Source organism: Pseudomonas sp. dw_612 (assembly GCF_018449725.1).
Classification (GTDB): domain Bacteria; phylum Pseudomonadota; class Gammaproteobacteria; order Pseudomonadales; family Pseudomonadaceae; genus Aquipseudomonas.
Genome location: NZ_JAAVVC010000016.1, coordinates 25,367 through 41,145 on the forward strand (window position 1 = coordinate 25,367; position 15,779 = coordinate 41,145).

Consider the following 15,779-nt stretch of genomic DNA (forward strand, 5'->3'; position numbering starts at 1 on the left):
CTGTGCGGCGCAGCCCATAATCGCCCACCTGTGCAGTGATGGCCGTGAGCCCGCAATGACAATAACTTCAGAACTCCCCGTAGCCTCCGACGAACCGCTTGTCGAGCCTCGCAAGAGTCGCAAGAACAACCCGGAAAAAACCCGCGAAAACATCCTCCAAGAGGCGATTGTCGAGTTCGTCCAGCAAGGGCTTTCCGGCGCTCGCGTCGACGCGATCGCTGAGCGCATCCACACGTCCAAACGCATGATCTATTACTACTTCGGCAGTAAAGAGCAGCTGTACGTCGAGGTGCTGGAGAAACTCTACGGCGATATCCGCAGCACCGAAAACCGGCTGCACCTGGCCGAACTGGCGCCGGTGGAGGCGATTCGGCGGCTGGTGGAATTTACCTTTGATCACCATGACCGCAATGTCGACTTTGTGCGTATCGTCTGCATCGAGAACATTCACAACGCTGAGTTTGTGAAGCGCTCCGATGCGATCAAGGCGATGAACAACACCATCCTCGATTCGCTGAATGAGATTCTGCGTCGCGGCGCTGAAGAAGGGGTGTTCCGGGCCGGCCTGGAACCGCTGGATGTGCATTTGTTGATCAGTTCGTTCTGCTTTTATCGCGTGTCGAACCGCCATACCTTTGGTGAGATTTTTCAGATCGACTTGCCGGACGACGGCGTCAAGCAGCGTCATCGGGCGATGATTTGCGAGTCGGTTTTGCGCTATTTGCAGGCCTGATTAATTTTAAAAGATCGCAGCCTTCGGCAGCTCCTGCAGGTGTACCCAAAACCCGTGTAGGAGCTGCCGAAGGCTGCGATCTTTTGATCTTCAACCATTCATACTCTGAAAATGCGCCAACATCCGCGACGCATCCGGCACCACGCCGCTGAACAATTCAAACGCCTTCACCGCCTGAAACACCGCCATGGTCCCGCCATCCAGCGTCCGGCAACCCATGGCCCGGGCGTTACGTAGCAGTTCGGTTTCCAGCGGGAAGTAAACAATCTCCGCCACCCACAATTCAGTCCTCAACAGCTCCACCGGCACCGGCGTGCCCGGCAGTTTTTTCATGCCCATGGGCGTGGTGTTCACCAGGCCATCGGCCACCGCCAAGGTACTCGCCAGATCATGCGCGGCCACAGCGCGGCCAGCACCGAAGTGCTGATTGAGGTTGTTCGCCAACGCCTGCGCCCGGCCGTCATCCACATCGAAAAGGCTGAGTTGCCGGACGCCTTCGCTCAACAACGCGTGGGCCACTGCCGCACCGGCGCCGCCGGCACCCATCTGGACGACACGCTCACGAGAAACGTCCTTCAAGCCCCGGCGAAAACCTTCGGCAAAGCCCAGGCAATCGGTGTTGTGGCCGATGCGTTTGCCATCCTTCAGCACCACGGTGTTCACCGCGCCAATGCCGCGGGCCTCCGGGGACAATTCGTCGAGCAGCGGAATGATGGCCTGCTTGCATGGGAAGGTGATGTTCAGCCCGGTGAAGTTCATGCGCTCGGCAGCCATCAGCAGATCGGGCAGGGCATTGCAGTCAAGCTGCAACGGGTCGAGGTCGATCAGGCGATAGAGGTAGCGCAGGCCCTGGGCATCGCCCTCATGCTCGTGCAGCGCCGGCGTGCGCGAGGCCTGGATGCCGGCGCCGATCAGCCCGGCGAGTACCGCGGTGTTGTGTGTCATGGCGCTCACCCTTTCAAACGTTGGCTGAAATGCTCCAGCGCCAGACGATAGCCGTGGCTGCCGAAGCCGGCCATCACTGCGGTGGCAATGGCCGAGACAAAGGAGTGATGACGGAACGGTTCGCGGGCGTGGACGTTGGACAGGTGAACTTCGATCACCGGCAGTTCACTGGCGACCAATGCATCGCGGATCGCCACCGACGTGTGAGTCCAGGCTGCCGGGTTGATCACGATCCCGGCGCAACGGCCGCGAGCGGCGTGAATCCAGTCGAGCAATTCGCCTTCATGGTTGGTCTGGCGAAACTCCACCGTCAGACCGAATTCCTCGGCGGCGCGACCGCACAACGCGGAAATGTCGGCCAGGGTTTCGTGACCATAGGTCGCCGGTTCACGGGTGCCGAGCAGGTTCAGGTTCGGGCCGTTGAGCACCAGAACGATAGGGGGCATCGGGGTCTCTCCACTTATTATTTTTGGCATGGGCTATAGGTTTCGCCCTGGGAGATAAATTGTACTAGACAGTTACTTTGGTCAATTGAAGAGAAGATTTGGCGCTGTTTTGTGTTCGGTGATCGGACAAAAGCAAAAGATCGCAGCCTTCGGCAGCTCCTACAGGTTGAACGCATTCCTCTGTAGGAGCTGCCGCAGGCTGCGATTTTTTAACGCGGCAAATGCTCGACCAAAAAATCAATGAAAGCCCTCAACCGCAACGGCACATGCCGGCTCTGCGGATAGAGCAAGGTGAAGGGCCGCGAACGTCCACCATACGGCTTGAGCACCTCCACCAGCGAACCATCGGCCAACTCGCTTTCGACGATAAAACGATAGGTCTGAAACAACCCCGCACCGTGTTTCGCCAGGGTCACGCCACCCAGCACGTCGTCGGAGCAACTGAGGCTACCCTCGGCGAGAATCTCCCGGGGCTCGCCGTCGTCGTTAAACAGCCAGGCAATCCGCCGGCCACTGCTGGGCAATTCGTACTGAATGCATTCGTGCTGCTGAAGATCGTCGAGCGTTTGCGGCACCCCGACGCGTTTGAGGTATTCGGGACTGGCAATCATCACCAGCGCCGCATCTTCCAGCGGCCTGGCGATCAGACCGGAATCCGGAATCGCCCGCACGCGGATCGCCATGTCATAGCCTTCACCGACAAAATCGATGTTGCGATTGCTGATATGCGTCTCGACCTTCACCGCCGGAAACCGCGCGCGAAACGCCGGCAACAGCGGCAGGATTCGGTGATGGGCATACGTTGTAGGAATACTGATGCGCAAGGTGCCGGACGGTTCCTGCTGCTGGCCCATGACCTCCCTTTGCGCTTCAACCAATTGCGCCAGCGCCTGACGGCATTCCTCGTAATAACGCCGGCCACTGTCGGTCAGCTTGACGCTGCGAGTGGTGCGGGCGAACAACCGCACACCCAGGCGCTCCTCCATGCGCGACACCGACCGGCTCACCGCTGCCGGCGTGACCCCGGCCACCAGTGCGGCAGCGGTAAAGCTGCCAGCTTCGGCGGCCAGGCAAAACAGCTCGATGCTGCCGAGCTGAAGATCGTCGAAGTGTCGCTGCATGATTGATTACACCGGGGATTGAATGGAGTTGTCTGAGTCTTTATGTATCACATTGAACCTGTGGCGAGGGAGCTTGCTCCCTCCGGGCTGCGAAGCCGCCCCACAAAACGAGACTGCTGCGCAGTCCAGCGGGAGCAAGCTCCCTCGCCACAGGTTATTCATCGTCCAACAAGCACCCACAAAAAAGCCGTCATCACGACGGCTGATTCGTATCAGGCACCGGCAATCACCGCCGGGTCAGCAACACCCCGGATTCCATGTGATGGGTCCACGGAAACTGGTCAAACATCGCGCATTGAGTAATGCGGTGAGTGTCGTGCAACTGGGCGATGTTGGCCGCCAGGGTTTCCGGGTTGCAGGAGATGTAGAGGATGTTGTCGAAGCGTCGGGTCAGTTCGCAGGTGTCCGGGTCCATGCCGGCGCGCGGCGGGTCGACGAACACGCTGCCGAATTCGTAGCTCTTGAGGTCGATGCCGTGCAGGCGACGGAACGGCCGCACTTCGTTCAAGGCTTCGGTCAGTTCTTCGGCGGACAGACGCACCAGGGTGACGTTATCCACGGCGTTTTCGCTGAGGTTGCTCAACGCCGCGTTGACCGAGCTCTTGCTGATTTCGGTGGCCAGCGCTTTGCGCGTGCGAGTGGCGAGGGGCAGGGTGAAGTTGCCGTTGCCGCAATACAGTTCCAGCAAATCGTCGGTGCGATCGCCCAAGGCATCGTAAGCCCAATTCAGCATCTTCTGGTTCACGGTGCCGTTGGGCTGGGTGAACGCGCCTTCCGGTTGGCGGTAGCTGAAAGTGCGACCGCCGACTTCGAATTGCTCGACCACATAATCATGGCCGATGACTTCGCGCTTGCCCTTGGAGCGGCCGATGATGCTGACGTTCAAGTCTGCCGCCAGCTTCGACGCGGCGGTGTGCCAGTGTTCGTCCAGCGGGCGGTGATAGCACAGGGTGATCATCGCATCGCCGGCCAGGGTGGTCAGGAACTCCACCTGGAACAGCTTGTGGCTCAGGGCCGCGCTCGCTTGCCACGCCGCTTTGAGCTTGGGCATCAATTCATTGATGCGCAGGCTGGCGATCGGGAACTCTTCGATCAGGATCGGCGTGCGTTTGTCATCTTGGGCAAACATCGCATAGTGACGGTCGCCGCCTTCGCGCCACAGGCGAAACTCCGCGCGCAGGCGGAAGTTTTTCAGCGGCGAGTCGAATACTTCAGGTTCTGGCGCACCGAACGGGGCCAGCAGGTCACGCAAGCGCGTGACCTTTTCTTCGAGCTGTACGGCGTAGGCCTGGGAATCAAAAGTCATGCGTTGAACCAACCCAACTTGATCACAAACAGAATCGACAGAATCACCAGCGCCGGGTTCAGCTCACGGGCGCGGCCGGACAGCAACTTGATCACGGTCCAGGCGATGAAACCGAAGGCGATGCCGTTGGCGATGGAATACGTGAATGGCATGGCCAGGGCGGTGACCACGACCGGTGCGGCCACGGTGATGTCGTCCCAGTCTATTTCGGCCAGACCGGATGTCATCAGCACGGCGACGAACAGCAGCGCCGGTGCGGTAGCGAACGCCGGAACACTGGCGGCCAGTGGCGAGAAGAACAGCGCCAGCAGAAACAGGATCGCCACGACGATGGCGGTCAAACCGGTACGGCCACCGGCGCTTACACCGGCGGCGGATTCGATGTAGCTAGTGGTGGTCGAGGTGCCCAGCAGCGAACCGGCCATGGCCGCGGTGCTGTCGGCGATCAGTGCGCGACCCATTTTCGGCATGTGGCCGTCCTTGCCCATCAGGCCGGCGCGCTTGGCGACGCCGATCAGGGTGCCGGAGTTGTCGAACAGGTCGACGAACAGGAAGGCGAAGATCACGCTGACCAGACCGATGTCCAGAGCCCCTTTGATGTCCAGTTGCAGAAAGGTTGGGGCCAGGGACGGAGGCATCGACATCACGCCACCGAACGGGGTGAAGCCCATCACGATAGACACGATGGTCACCACCAGGATGCCGATCAGGACCGCGCCGCGAACCTTCAACGCTTCGAGGGCGACGATCAGGGCGAAGCCCAGGGTCGCAAGGATCGGGGCCGGCTGTTTCAAGTCACCGAGGCCGACCATGGTTGCCGGGTTGCTGACCACGATGCCGGCGTTGTGCAGGGCGATCAGCGCCAGGAACAGACCGATACCGGCGGCAATCGCCGAACGCAGGGGCAACGGGATGCTGTTGATGATCCATTCGCGGATGCGGAAGATCGACAGCAGGAAGAAGCACACCGCCGAGATAAACACCGCGCCCAGCGCCACTTGCCAGGTGTGGCCCATGTGCAGGACCACGGTGTACGTGAAGAAGGCGTTCAGGCCCATGCCCGGCGCGAGGGCGATCGGGTAGTTGGCGATCAGGCCCATCACCGTCGAGCCAAAGGCCGCTGCCAGACACGTGGCGACGAACACGGCGCCCTTATCCATGCCGGTCTCGCCGAGGATGCTCGGGTTGACGAACAGAATGTAGGCCATGGCCAGGAAGGTCGTGACGCCCGCAAGAATCTCGGTGCGCACGTTGGTGTTGTGTGCCTTGAGTTGAAACAGCCTTTCCAGCATGTCTGCTCCCCGTGGCGCGCAGTGCGCCGTGAATGTATCGACCTCAACAGCAAAGCACAGACTGCCCAAGGCACCCGGGAATTTTCTGTGGGTCGGAAAAAGCCGCGCATCATACCAGCAGCGTGGGGTATTGGCTGCGATCGTCGGCGATGTTTTGCCGTTCGCTGAACTGAGCCATACTGCGCGCCTGTTTTGGGGGAGTCGTCATGGTTCGCATCACGTGCAATATCGTTCGGTCGTCGGGGCTGTTTTTCGCGTTGCTGGCCAGTGTGCCTGCGGTGATGGCGGCTTCGGCACCGCCGTTGAGCAATGTTCAGGTGCTCAAGGTCCAGTCGGCGGCGTGCGGTATTGAAAACATCTCGGCGGGGCAAGAACGGACGACGTGCAATCACGGCGGGGCGAACATCAAGGTCTATGTGCTGGAGATGGGTTATGGCCGCAAGCCGACGGTCCAGCTCGACGGTTTCAATCTCGACGGGATGCAAACCAATGTCTGCGCCTACGACAACGGCAACCCGACGCAATGCACCAGCACCCAGACGCGGGTTGTCGGCAAGCTGTACATCTTCGATCTGGGTGACAGGCAGGAAGGGACATTCACGTTCAGTAACCGGTCGATCAACGGCGGTGGCGACGCGGTTTCGACGCAGCTTTACATCAAGTAACGGCCGACGCGAACAAGGGACACTAAAGCTGACTAAGCTTCAAGGATCATCCCTTGGACCGTGCCCATGACCTTTAGAGCTCTGATTACCCTCGCCGAGGGCATCGATGACCTGCAATGCGTGACCTTGGTTGATGTACTGCGCCGCGCCCAAGTCGAAGTGGTGCTCGCCAGCATCGAAGGGCGGCGCATGCTCACGTGCGCCCGCGGCACCCGCCTGACCGCCGACGCCATGCTCGTGGACCTGCTGGCCCAGCCGTTCGACCTGATTGCCCTGCCCGGTGGTGCCGTTGGCGCGCAACACTTGGCGGCGCATCAACCCCTGGGACAATTGATCAAGGATCAATCAGCCGCCGGACGCCTGTTCGCCGGCATCGCCGAAGCGCCGGCCCTGGCGCTGCAAGCCTTCGGGGTTTTGCGGCAACGGCGCATGACCTGCCTGCCGGCGGTCAGTCACCACTTATCGGGCTGCAACTTCATCGATCAACCGGTGGTGGTCGATGGCAACTGCATCACCGCCCAAGGCTCCGGCGCCGCGCTGCCCTTTGCGCTGGCGCTGGTGGAACAACTCTGTGGCAAAGCCACACGGGCGGCGGTGGCGGGGGAGTTGTTGGTTTAGGTCTGCTCAGGCATGGAGAGCGATGGGCTCGATGGCCGGCTGCTCACGATGCTCGGCCTGCCAGAGGTCGTAATCGGTTTGAACACCTAGCCACATCCGGGCTTTACCGATGCCTGCCCGCTCAAGACGTACCGCGAGGTCCGGGCTGATCGGCGCGTGGCCATGCAACACCCTGGAAAGATGCGGTCGTGCAAAACCGAGATGGCGGGCCAGCTCAGTGACACTGATGCCAAGCTCGGGCAGCACGTCCTGCAAGAGTGTTTCGCCAGGGTGCGGCGGGTTGTGCATGGGCATGGTCCTGCCTCCTGTCAGTGGTCGAGAAAGTGTAAGGCGATACATTACACTCGATGCGGTATCTATGTATCGCACTTGGTCGGCCAAAGTGTGCTTTGCGCCGAGCAAACACCACAGATCAATTCCTTTGAACGCTCATCCAACCCCCGAAGTCGTACCCCTTATGACGGCGGTTTGCCAAAACGCCGCGAATGTACGACCAACCGTGAGGTGTTTATGAGCCCGATCACTCCCGACGCTGCGCCAGCGTTATTCACCCGTCATCCGCTGCGCCTGAGGCTCAACGGCCAGGTGCGTGAACTTGATGTGTTGCCCTGGACCACGCTGTTGGACCTGCTGCGCGAGCAACTGGACCTGATCGGCACCAAAAAGGGCTGCGACCACGGCCAGTGCGGCGCCTGCACGGTGTTGCTCAATGGCAAGCGGGTGAATGCCTGCTTGACCTTGGCGGTGATGTGCGACGGCGCGGAGTTGACCACCATCGAAGGCCTCGCCAGCGGCGAAGAACTGCATCCGATGCAGCAAGCCTTTATCAAGCACGATGCCTTTCAATGCGGTTATTGCACGCCGGGGCAGATTTGTTCGGCGGTCGGGCTGGTGAACGAAGGTCGGGCGCAGACCACTGAACAGATCAAGGAACTGATGAGCGGTAACCTCTGCCGCTGCGGCGCCTACAGCAATATTCGCGATGCCATCGAAGAAGCCTTGCCTGCCTGCCAGCAAGGAGGTGGCCAATGAATCCGTTCCACTACAGCAAGCCGGATTCGGTGCAGGATGCCGTACATCTCGCCGGCCCGGCATCGCGCTTCATCGCGGGCGGTACGAATCTTCTGGATTTGATGAAGGAAAACCTGACCCGCCCCGAGCACCTGATCGATATCACCGGTTTGCCGTTGCGTGAGATCAGCGAGACGGACAGGGGCGGACTGATGATTGGCGCGCTGGTGAGTAACGCGGATCTTGCCTGGCACCCGGTGATTGAGCAGCGTTATCCGCTGTTATCCCAAGCCATTCTGGCGGGCGCCTCACCGCAATTACGCAACATGGCCAGCACCGGCGGCAACCTGCTGCAACGCACCCGCTGCTATTACTTCTACGACGCCAACGTGCCGTGCAACAAACGCGAACCCGGCAGCGGTTGCCCGGCGCGGGAGGGACTGAACCGGATTCACGCCATCCTCGGCGCCAGTGCGCAATGTGTCGCCACGCATCCATCGGATATGTGCGTGGCACTGGCTGCGCTGGAAGCAGTGGTGCATGTGCAAGGTCGCCATGGCGCCAGAACCATCGAGTTCGCCGACTTCCACCGTTTACCTGGCGACAGCCCCGAGCGCGACAACAACTTGGCCGACGATGAGCTGATCACTGCCATCGAACTGCCCGCCGTCGGTTTCGCCGAATACAGTCATTACCTGAAAGTTCGCGACCGGGCGTCCTATGCCTTCGCGTTGGTTTCGGTGGCCGCCGCGCTCGATTTTACCGGGCCGGTGATTCGCGAGGCGCGCCTTGCCCTCGGCGGCGTGGCCCACAAACCGTGGCGCGACCCAGCTGTGGAGAATTGGTTGGTGGGCAAAGCGGCCAGCCTCGAAACCTTCACCGCTGCCGCCGACGCTTTGCTGCAAAACGCGCAGCCTCTCCAACACAATGCGTTCAAAGTCACCCTGGCCCGCCGCGCGATTGTCCGCGCCTTGAGCGACGCCGCGCGGGGAGGGCAAGCCTGATGACTACCTTTACCAAGCCAATGGGGCAACCGCTGGACCGGGTCGACGGTCATCTTAAAGTCACCGGTCAGGCGCGTTATGCGGGAGAGTTTCCCGAGGATGGCCTGCTGCATGGCAGTGTTGTTTCCAGTCGCATCGCCTGCGGTCGCGTGATCAACATTGACGCGAGCAAAGCCCTCGCGTTGCCGGGCGTAATCGCGGTAATCGATCACACCAACCGCCCGAAGATCGCCAGTTATGACAAGGATTATGAAGACGCCGACTCGGCGGACGGCTCGCCGTTCCGGCCGTTGTACAACGATCGAGTGCTGTACAGCGGTCAGCCGTTGGCACTGGTGGTGGCGGATAACCTGGAGCTGGCGCGCCATGCCGGTTCATTGATCACGGTTGAATACGAGACCGAACCTCATCAGACCGATCTGCTGATCCTGCAAGGCGAAGCCCATCCCGCACCCGCCGAACTGCCCAAACCCCGTGGGAATTTTCAGGCCGAGTTCGCTGGCGCGGCCATGAGCCTCGATTTGAACTACAGCACACCCATCGAACACCACAACCCGATGGAACCCCACGCCAGTACGGTGCTGTATCAACCCGATGGCAGTCTGCATATCCACGACAAGACCCAGGGCCCACAGAACTGTCAGTCTTATGTGCAAAAGGTCTTCGGCCTGGAGAAAGCGCAGGTCAGAATTTTTGCTGCGTATGTCGGCGGCGCCTTCGGTTCCGGCCTGCGCCCGCAGTATCAACTGCCGCTGGCGGTGATGGCGGCACTACACCTCAAACGCTCGGTGCGCGTGACGTTGACCCGGCAACAGATGTTCACGTTCGGCTATCGCCCCCGTACCTTGCAGCGTCTGCAATTAGGCGCGGCGGCCAACGGGCGCTTGCTCGCGGTGGCGCATACCGCCATCGGCCAGACCGCGCGTTTCGAGGATTTCACCGAGCACGTGGTGGAGTGGAGCGGCATGCTCTATCACTGCGACAACGTGCAACTGACCTACAAATTGCTGCCACTGGACGTGTTCACCCCACTGGACATGCGGGCGCCGGGCGCGGCACTGGGGCTGATGGGTCTGGAGTGTGCGATGGATGAACTGGCCTGCGCGCTGGCCATCGACCCGGTGCAACTGCGCCTGATCAATTATGCCGAGCGCAATCAGAACGAAGACAAACCGTACTCCAGCAAAGAACTGCGCGAGTGTTACGCCCAGGGCGCCAAACGTTTTGGCTGGGAATCGCGCAACCCTGAACCGCGCAGCATGCGCCAGGGCCGGCAGTTGGTCGGTTGGGGCATGGCCGGTGGCGTCTGGGAAGCGATGCAGCAGAAGGCCAGTGCCAAGGCCTCACTCGATCACCACGGCCGTCTCACCGTCAGCAGCGCCACCACCGATATCGGCACCGGGACTTACACGGTGATGACGCAAATCGCCGCGCAAGCGTCAGGCGTTTCGCTGAAGGATGTCACCTTTGTCCTCGGCGACTCTTCATTGCCGACCGCGCCGTTGCAGGGCGGATCGTTCACGGTGTCGTCGGTTGGCACGGCGGTGCAGCAGGCCTGCGAAGCCTTGCAGGACAAACTGCTCGCCGTGGCGCGGCAAACGTCGCCGGCCTTCAGTAGCGTGACGTCGGAGCAGGCGGTGTTCGAAGACGGGCAGCTGTCATTCGAGGAGGCCCGTATCCCGTTGGCCGATCTGGTCCGGGACAGCGGCGAAGACGCGATTGAGGTTCAAGTCGACGCCGAGCCGGATAAAAAACGCGAAGCCTACGCCACAGCGACTCATTCGGCGGTGTTCGTCGAAGTCTTGGTGGATGAGGATTTGGGCACGGTGAAGGTCAATCGAGTGGTCAGCGCGATTGCCGCTGGGCGGGTGGTCAATCCGAAAATGGCCCGCAGTCAGATTCTCGGCGGCGTGGTGTGGGGTATCGGCATGGCGCTGCACGAGGAGACACAAACCGACCATGCGTTGGGTCGCCACATGAATCACAGCCTGGCCGAGTACCACATCCCGGTAAACGCCGATATCGGCGAGATTGACGTGCTGTTTGTCGAAGAACACGACGAGATCGTCAACGCCCTCGGTTCCAAGGGCGTCGGCGAGATCGGTATCGTCGGGGTGGCGGCAGCGGTGGCCAATGCGATCTATCACGCCACCGGCAAACGGGTGCGGGATTTCCCCATCACCCTGGATAAATTGCTCTAGACCTTGGCCTCTTCCACCGCGACGTGCATACGGTCGCGGTTGGCCAGGGTCGGGAACAGTTTGATCCAGGTCCCGGTCACCACCAGCGTGCCGATACCACCCATGACCACGGCCGGCACCGTGCCGAACCAATGGGCGGTGAGGCCGGATTCGAACTCGCCCAACTGGTTCGAGGCGCCGATGAACAGACCGTTCACGGCGCTGACCCGGCCGCGCATTTCGTCCGGGGTTTCCAGTTGCACGAAGGACGCACGGATCACCATGCTGATCATGTCCGCCGCGCCCAGCACTACGAGCACCGCCAGGGAGAACCAGAATGACGTGGACAGGCCGAAGGCGATGGTCGCCACGCCGAAGATGCCCACAGCGGTAAACATCACCCGTCCGACTTTGCGCTCCACGGCGAACCGCGCGAGGAACAGCGACATTAACAATGCGCCCACCGCCGGCGCCGAACGCAGCAGGCCGAGGCCCCAAGGGCCGGTCAGCAGAATATCCTTGGCGAACACCGGCAGCAGCGCCGTCGCGCCACCCAGCAGGACGGCGAACAGGTCCAGGGATATCGCCCCGAGGATGTCCGGGCGGCTGCGAATGAAACGGATACCGGCCAGCAGCGAATCCATGGTTGCCTTGCCCTTGTTCAACGGCGTCTGCCGCGCGGGCAGGTTGAGCATCAAGCAACAGGCGATGATGTACAGCACCACCGTCGGGCCATAGACCCACACGCTGCCGAAGGCGTACAGCAAACCGCCGAGCGCAGGCGCCACGATGGTCGCGGATTGCTGCGCCGATTGCGCGGCGGCCACGGCGCGGGGAAATAAGGCGCTGGGTACGATGCTCGGCAGCAGGGCCTGGGTGGTCGGCATCTCGAAGGAGCGCGCGGCACCGAGCAGGAAGGCGAGGATGAAGATCATCTCCCGGGTGACGTGATCGGTGGCGCTGCCAATGGCCAGAGACAGGGCGATCAGGGCTTGCAGGGACTGGCAGATCGCCGCGACCTTGCGCCGGTCATAACGGTCCGCGACATGCCCGGTGTGCAGCATAAATAGCACCCGTGGGGCGAACTCGACCAAACCCACCAGGCCCAGGTCCAGCACGTTGCCGGTCAACTGGTACAGGTTCCAGCCGATGGCCACGGTGAGCATCTGGAAACCGCTGGCGGTAAACACCCGGGCCAGCCAGAACGCAATGAAAGGACGGTGGTGACGTAACAGCAGGGGCGCTTGGCTGGGCATCTGAAGGCTGGTCTTGAGCGGGGAAGGGTCGAGATTATCACCAAGCTGTAACAAGAAGTTGCGCTGACAAAAAATTTAGGTAGCTAGGCACCTATCCCGAAATCACCGGAATCCCTCTGTGGCAGCGGGCTTGCTCGCGAAAGCGGTGGGTCAGGCAAATGGATATCGACTGCCACGCCGCCTTCGCGAGCAAGCTCGCTCACACAGGGGATGTGTTGCTGCTGATTGCCAAACCGCTGAGGCAACCTGTCACGCGTCAAAAGACCACACCGTCCATCGTCAAAAATGGGACTACTCTTTCAACGTTGCTTGATCCAGATCAATACCCCACAAGGAATTGATCCGGCGGCCAGACGGCCAGACTCCCTACGTTGTGATGTTTTTAAAAAAAGAACGAATTGGAATTCGCCACACTCCATATCCGTGGGGGCAGAGTGGGTGCAGGGTTATAAGCCCTTCAGCCGGTATTACCTGACAGAGGAAGACTTATGTTCGGTTTGGAGGCACTTGATCTCGCCCGGATGCAGTTCGCGTTCACCATTTCGTTCCACATCCTGTTCCCGGCCATCACCATTGGCCTGGCGAGTTACCTGGCGGTACTCGAAGGCCTGTGGCTCAAAACCCACAACGACACTTACCGCGATCTGTACCACTTCTGGTCGAAGATCTTTGCCGTGAACTTCGGCATGGGCGTGGTCTCCGGCCTCGTCATGGCCTATCAGTTCGGCACCAACTGGAGCCGCTTCTCGGACTTCGCCGGCTCCGTCACCGGGCCGCTGCTGACCTATGAAGTGCTCACCGCCTTCTTCCTCGAAGCCGGTTTCCTCGGCGTCATGCTGTTCGGCTGGAACAAGGTCGGCCGCAAGCTGCACTTCTTCGCCACGGTCATGGTAGCCATCGGGACGCTGATCTCGACCTTCTGGATTCTCGCCTCCAACAGTTGGATGCAAACCCCGCAGGGCTACGAAATCGTTAACGGTCAGGTCATCCCGACGGACTGGCTGGCGGTGATCTTCAACCCGTCGTTCCCGTACCGCCTGCTGCACATGTCCACCGCCGCGTTTGTGGCGACGGCGTTCTTCGTCGGTTCCTCGGCGGCGTGGCACTTGCTGCGTGGCAAAGACAACCCGGCGATCCGCACCATGTTGTCGATGGCGATGTGGATGGCGTTGATCGTCGCGCCGATCCAGGCGGTCATCGGCGACTTCCACGGCCTCAATACCCTTGAGCATCAACCGGCGAAAATCGCCGCAATCGAAGGCCACTGGGAAAACGTCGGCGATGAACCGACCCCGCTGATCCTGTTCGGCTGGCCGGACATGAAAGCCGAGAAGACCAAATTTGCAGTAGAAATCCCGTACCTGGGCAGTCTGATCCTGACTCACTCGCTGGATAAACAAGTGCCGGCGCTCAAGGAATTCCCGCCTGAAGACCGGCCGAATTCGACCATCGTGTTCTGGTCGTTCCGGATCATGGTTGGCCTGGGCTTCCTGATGATCTTCACCGGTTTGTGGAGCCTGTGGCTGCGCAAGAGCGACAAGCTCTATACCTCGCGACCGTTCCTGTACCTGGCGTTGTGGATGGGCCCGTCCGGCCTGATCGCGATCCTGGCGGGCTGGTTCACCACGGAAATCGGCCGTCAGCCGTGGGTCGTCTACGGCTTGATGCGCACGGCGGATGCGTCCTCCAATCACAGCTTCGTGCAGATGAGCATTACGTTGGTGTTGTTCGTGGTGGTGTATTTCGCGCTGTTCGGCACCGGTCTGGGCTACATGATGCGGCTGGTGCGCAAAGGGCCGAAGATCGACGAAGGCAAGGAAACCAACGAGGGTGGACCTGGCAAGAAACGCACGCCGTCCCGTCCGCTGTCCGCAGCTGACGATGATGACGCCGACAGTGACCACAGCCACAGCCTGACCAAGGAGATTTGAGTCATGGGTATTGATCTTCCGCTGATCTGGGCCGTGATCATCATCTTCGGCATCATGATGTACGTGGTCATGGACGGTTTCGACCTGGGGATCGGGATTCTCTTCCCCTTCATCCCGGGCAAGACTGACCGTGACGTGATGATGAACACTGTCGCACCGGTCTGGGACGGTAATGAAACCTGGCTGGTACTGGGCGGCGCGGCATTGTTCGGCGCCTTCCCGCTGGCTTATTCGGTGGTGCTGTCGGCGTTGTACCTGCCGTTGATTTTCATGCTGATAGGGCTGATCTTTCGCGGCGTGGCGTTCGAGTTCCGCTTCAAGGCCAAGGACGACAAGCGCCATCTGTGGGACAAGGCCTTTATTGGTGGTTCGGTCGCGGCAACCTTCTTCCAGGGCGTGGCGCTGGGGGCGTTTATCGATGGGTTGCCGGTGGTTAACCGACAGTTTGCCGGCGGTTCACTGGACTGGCTGACGCCGTTCACCCTGTTCTGCGGCGTAGCGCTGGTGGTGGCTTACGCACTGCTCGGCTGCACCTGGCTGATCATGAAGACCGAAGGCAAGTTGCAGGAGCAGATGCACGATCTGGCGCGGCCATTGGCGTTCGTGGTGTTGGCGGTGATCGGTATCGTCAGCATCTGGACCCCGCTGGCCCATGCCGAAATCGCGGCGCGCTGGTTCACCCTGCCGAACCTGTTCTGGTTCCTGCCGGTGCCGATCCTGGTGCTGGTGACCATGTACGGTCTGATCCGCGCCGTGGCCCGCAACGCGCACTACACGCCGTTTTTGCTGACGCTGGTGTTGATCTTCCTCGGCTACAGCGGTTTGGGCATCAGCCTGTGGCCGAACATCGTGCCGCCGTCGATTTCAATCTGGGACGCCGCCGCACCGCCGCAAAGTCAGGGCTTCATGCTGGTGGGCACGCTGTTCATCATCCCGTTCATCCTGGGCTACACCTTCTGGAGCTACTACGTGTTCCGCGGCAAGGTCACCCATGAAGACGGTTACCACTAGCCCGCCGCCCTGAAACTGTAGGAGCGAAGCTTGCTCGCGAAGGCGTCATCAAAGGCGCCATCACTTCAAGAGAGGATTGTGTCATGTCCACCAAACCTTCCCTGCACGACATCGAACAGGCCGAAAAAAAGCCGCTGTGGCAGCGGCTCGGATGGCTGGCGATGATCTGGACCGGCAGCGTCGTGGCGCTGTTTATCGTGGCCAGCCTGATGCGCATGTTCATGAATGCCGCCGGCCTGACCACCCACTGAAACACCGAG

General features: G+C 60.8%; 16 protein-coding genes. 9 read left to right on the forward strand and 7 right to left on the reverse strand.

What is annotated here, in order from left to right:
* The first annotated feature begins 55 nt into the window (after nt 1-55).
* The gene (locus tag HB680_RS22065) at nt 56-733 is read left to right on the forward strand and encodes a TetR/AcrR family transcriptional regulator (protein WP_213940625.1); all 678 of its coding nucleotides are present in this window, start codon (nt 56-58) and stop codon (nt 731-733) included.
* A gap of 90 nt (nt 734-823) precedes the next feature.
* Here the strand turns inward: HB680_RS22065 and HB680_RS22070 are convergent, their stop codons facing one another.
* The 5 genes from HB680_RS22070 to HB680_RS22090 form a co-directional block, all read right to left on the reverse strand.
* Complete coding sequence (locus tag HB680_RS22070; RefSeq protein WP_213940626.1) at nt 824-1,678, reverse strand: shikimate dehydrogenase; 855 nt, start codon at nt 1,676-1,678, stop codon at nt 824-826.
* A 5-nt stretch (nt 1,679-1,683) separates the two neighbouring features.
* Nucleotides 1,684-2,124, reverse strand: a complete 441-nt coding sequence (gene aroQ / locus HB680_RS22075) for a type II 3-dehydroquinate dehydratase (protein WP_213940627.1) — start codon at nt 2,122-2,124, stop codon at nt 1,684-1,686.
* 209 nt (nt 2,125-2,333) lie between these two features.
* The gene (locus HB680_RS22080; RefSeq protein WP_213940628.1) at nt 2,334-3,245 is read right to left on the reverse strand and encodes a LysR family transcriptional regulator; all 912 of its coding nucleotides are present in this window, start codon (nt 3,243-3,245) and stop codon (nt 2,334-2,336) included.
* Nucleotides 3,246-3,471: 226 nt separating this feature from the next.
* The gene (gene trmA, locus HB680_RS22085; protein ID WP_213940629.1) at nt 3,472-4,551 is read right to left on the reverse strand and encodes a tRNA (uridine(54)-C5)-methyltransferase TrmA; all 1,080 of its coding nucleotides are present in this window, start codon (nt 4,549-4,551) and stop codon (nt 3,472-3,474) included.
* Nucleotides 4,548-5,843, reverse strand: coding sequence for an NCS2 family permease (locus HB680_RS22090; protein ID WP_213940630.1), 1,296 nt, complete (start codon nt 5,841-5,843; stop codon nt 4,548-4,550). Before HB680_RS22090 ends, trmA begins: the two co-directional genes overlap by 4 nt.
* A gap of 281 nt (nt 5,844-6,124) precedes the next feature.
* On the opposite strand from HB680_RS22090, the gene HB680_RS22095 reads away from it, so the two are divergent.
* Together HB680_RS22095 and HB680_RS22100 are read left to right on the forward strand one after the other, a co-directional pair.
* Entirely contained in the window at nt 6,125-6,508 is a 384-nt protein-coding gene (locus HB680_RS22095; protein WP_256735606.1) for a DUF4879 domain-containing protein, read from the forward strand.
* A gap of 66 nt (nt 6,509-6,574) precedes the next feature.
* Complete coding sequence (locus HB680_RS22100) at nt 6,575-7,126, forward strand: DJ-1 family glyoxalase III (RefSeq protein ID WP_213940632.1); 552 nt, start codon at nt 6,575-6,577, stop codon at nt 7,124-7,126.
* A 6-nt stretch (nt 7,127-7,132) separates the two neighbouring features.
* Here the strand turns inward: HB680_RS22100 and HB680_RS22105 are convergent, their stop codons facing one another.
* On the reverse strand, nt 7,133-7,420 hold the full coding sequence (locus tag HB680_RS22105; RefSeq protein ID WP_213940633.1) for a HigA family addiction module antitoxin: 288 nt from the start codon (nt 7,418-7,420) through the stop codon (nt 7,133-7,135).
* 216 nt (nt 7,421-7,636) lie between these two features.
* On the opposite strand from HB680_RS22105, the gene HB680_RS22110 reads away from it, so the two are divergent.
* Genes HB680_RS22110 through HB680_RS22120 form a run of 3 tightly spaced genes read left to right on the forward strand, consistent with a single transcriptional unit; the run spans nt 7,637 to nt 11,342 of the window.
* Nucleotides 7,637-8,158: a (2Fe-2S)-binding protein gene (locus HB680_RS22110; RefSeq protein ID WP_213940634.1), complete on the forward strand. Its 522-nt coding sequence runs from the start codon at nt 7,637-7,639 to the stop codon at nt 8,156-8,158.
* Nucleotides 8,155-9,141 (forward strand): xanthine dehydrogenase family protein subunit M, encoded by a 987-nt coding sequence (locus HB680_RS22115; RefSeq protein ID WP_213940635.1) that lies wholly within the window; start codon nt 8,155-8,157, stop codon nt 9,139-9,141. The genes HB680_RS22110 and HB680_RS22115 overlap by 4 nt, the downstream gene beginning before the upstream one ends.
* A complete protein-coding gene (locus HB680_RS22120) occupies nt 9,141-11,342 on the forward strand; it encodes a xanthine dehydrogenase family protein molybdopterin-binding subunit (protein WP_213940636.1) in 2,202 nt (733 codons plus the stop codon). The genes HB680_RS22115 and HB680_RS22120 overlap by 1 nt, the downstream gene beginning before the upstream one ends.
* Here the strand turns inward: HB680_RS22120 and HB680_RS22125 are convergent.
* Nucleotides 11,339-12,577: an MFS transporter gene (locus HB680_RS22125; RefSeq protein ID WP_213940637.1), complete on the reverse strand. Its 1,239-nt coding sequence runs from the start codon at nt 12,575-12,577 to the stop codon at nt 11,339-11,341. The two genes, HB680_RS22120 and HB680_RS22125, sit on opposite strands and share 4 nt — an antisense overlap.
* Before the next feature lie 488 nt (nt 12,578-13,065).
* Here HB680_RS22125 and HB680_RS22130 point away from each other — a divergent pair, with 488 nt between their 5' ends.
* The 3 genes from HB680_RS22130 to HB680_RS22140 all read left to right on the forward strand — a co-directional run bounded on the left by HB680_RS22130 (nt 13,066) and on the right by HB680_RS22140 (nt 15,770).
* On the forward strand, nt 13,066-14,508 hold the full coding sequence (locus HB680_RS22130; protein ID WP_213940638.1) for a cytochrome ubiquinol oxidase subunit I: 1,443 nt from the start codon (nt 13,066-13,068) through the stop codon (nt 14,506-14,508).
* A gap of 3 nt (nt 14,509-14,511) precedes the next feature.
* On the forward strand, nt 14,512-15,519 hold the full coding sequence (gene cydB, locus HB680_RS22135; RefSeq protein ID WP_123367752.1) for a cytochrome d ubiquinol oxidase subunit II: 1,008 nt from the start codon (nt 14,512-14,514) through the stop codon (nt 15,517-15,519).
* 83 nt (nt 15,520-15,602) lie between these two features.
* Nucleotides 15,603-15,770 carry a DUF2474 domain-containing protein gene (locus HB680_RS22140; RefSeq protein ID WP_082356715.1) on the forward strand — a complete coding sequence of 56 codons (168 nt, stop codon included), beginning with the start codon at nt 15,603-15,605 and terminating at the stop codon, nt 15,768-15,770.
* Nucleotides 15,771-15,779: the final 9 nt, after the last annotated feature.

Bases quoted from the DNA above. Each gene is read 5' to 3' on its own strand.
- HB680_RS22065 (WP_213940625.1), top strand. From the start codon at position 56: ATGACAATAACTTCAGAACTCCCCGTAGCCTCCGACGAACCGCTTGTC.
- HB680_RS22070 (WP_213940626.1), bottom strand. From the start codon at position 1,678: ATGACACACAACACCGCGGTACTCGCCGGGCTGATCGGCGCCGGCATC.
- aroQ (WP_213940627.1), bottom strand. From the start codon at position 2,124: ATGCCCCCTATCGTTCTGGTGCTCAACGGCCCGAACCTGAACCTGCTC.
- HB680_RS22080 (WP_213940628.1), bottom strand. From the start codon at position 3,245: ATGCAGCGACACTTCGACGATCTTCAGCTCGGCAGCATCGAGCTGTTT.
- trmA (WP_213940629.1), bottom strand. From the start codon at position 4,551: ATGACTTTTGATTCCCAGGCCTACGCCGTACAGCTCGAAGAAAAGGTC.
- HB680_RS22090 (WP_213940630.1), bottom strand. From the start codon at position 5,843: ATGCTGGAAAGGCTGTTTCAACTCAAGGCACACAACACCAACGTGCGC.
- HB680_RS22095 (WP_256735606.1), top strand. From the start codon at position 6,125: ATGGCGGCTTCGGCACCGCCGTTGAGCAATGTTCAGGTGCTCAAGGTC.
- HB680_RS22100 (WP_213940632.1), top strand. From the start codon at position 6,575: ATGACCTTTAGAGCTCTGATTACCCTCGCCGAGGGCATCGATGACCTG.
- HB680_RS22105 (WP_213940633.1), bottom strand. From the start codon at position 7,420: ATGCCCATGCACAACCCGCCGCACCCTGGCGAAACACTCTTGCAGGAC.
- HB680_RS22110 (WP_213940634.1), top strand. From the start codon at position 7,637: ATGAGCCCGATCACTCCCGACGCTGCGCCAGCGTTATTCACCCGTCAT.
- HB680_RS22115 (WP_213940635.1), top strand. From the start codon at position 8,155: ATGAATCCGTTCCACTACAGCAAGCCGGATTCGGTGCAGGATGCCGTA.
- HB680_RS22120 (WP_213940636.1), top strand. From the start codon at position 9,141: ATGACTACCTTTACCAAGCCAATGGGGCAACCGCTGGACCGGGTCGAC.
- HB680_RS22125 (WP_213940637.1), bottom strand. From the start codon at position 12,577: ATGCCCAGCCAAGCGCCCCTGCTGTTACGTCACCACCGTCCTTTCATT.
- HB680_RS22130 (WP_213940638.1), top strand. From the start codon at position 13,066: ATGTTCGGTTTGGAGGCACTTGATCTCGCCCGGATGCAGTTCGCGTTC.
- cydB (WP_123367752.1), top strand. From the start codon at position 14,512: ATGGGTATTGATCTTCCGCTGATCTGGGCCGTGATCATCATCTTCGGC.
- HB680_RS22140 (WP_082356715.1), top strand. From the start codon at position 15,603: ATGTCCACCAAACCTTCCCTGCACGACATCGAACAGGCCGAAAAAAAG.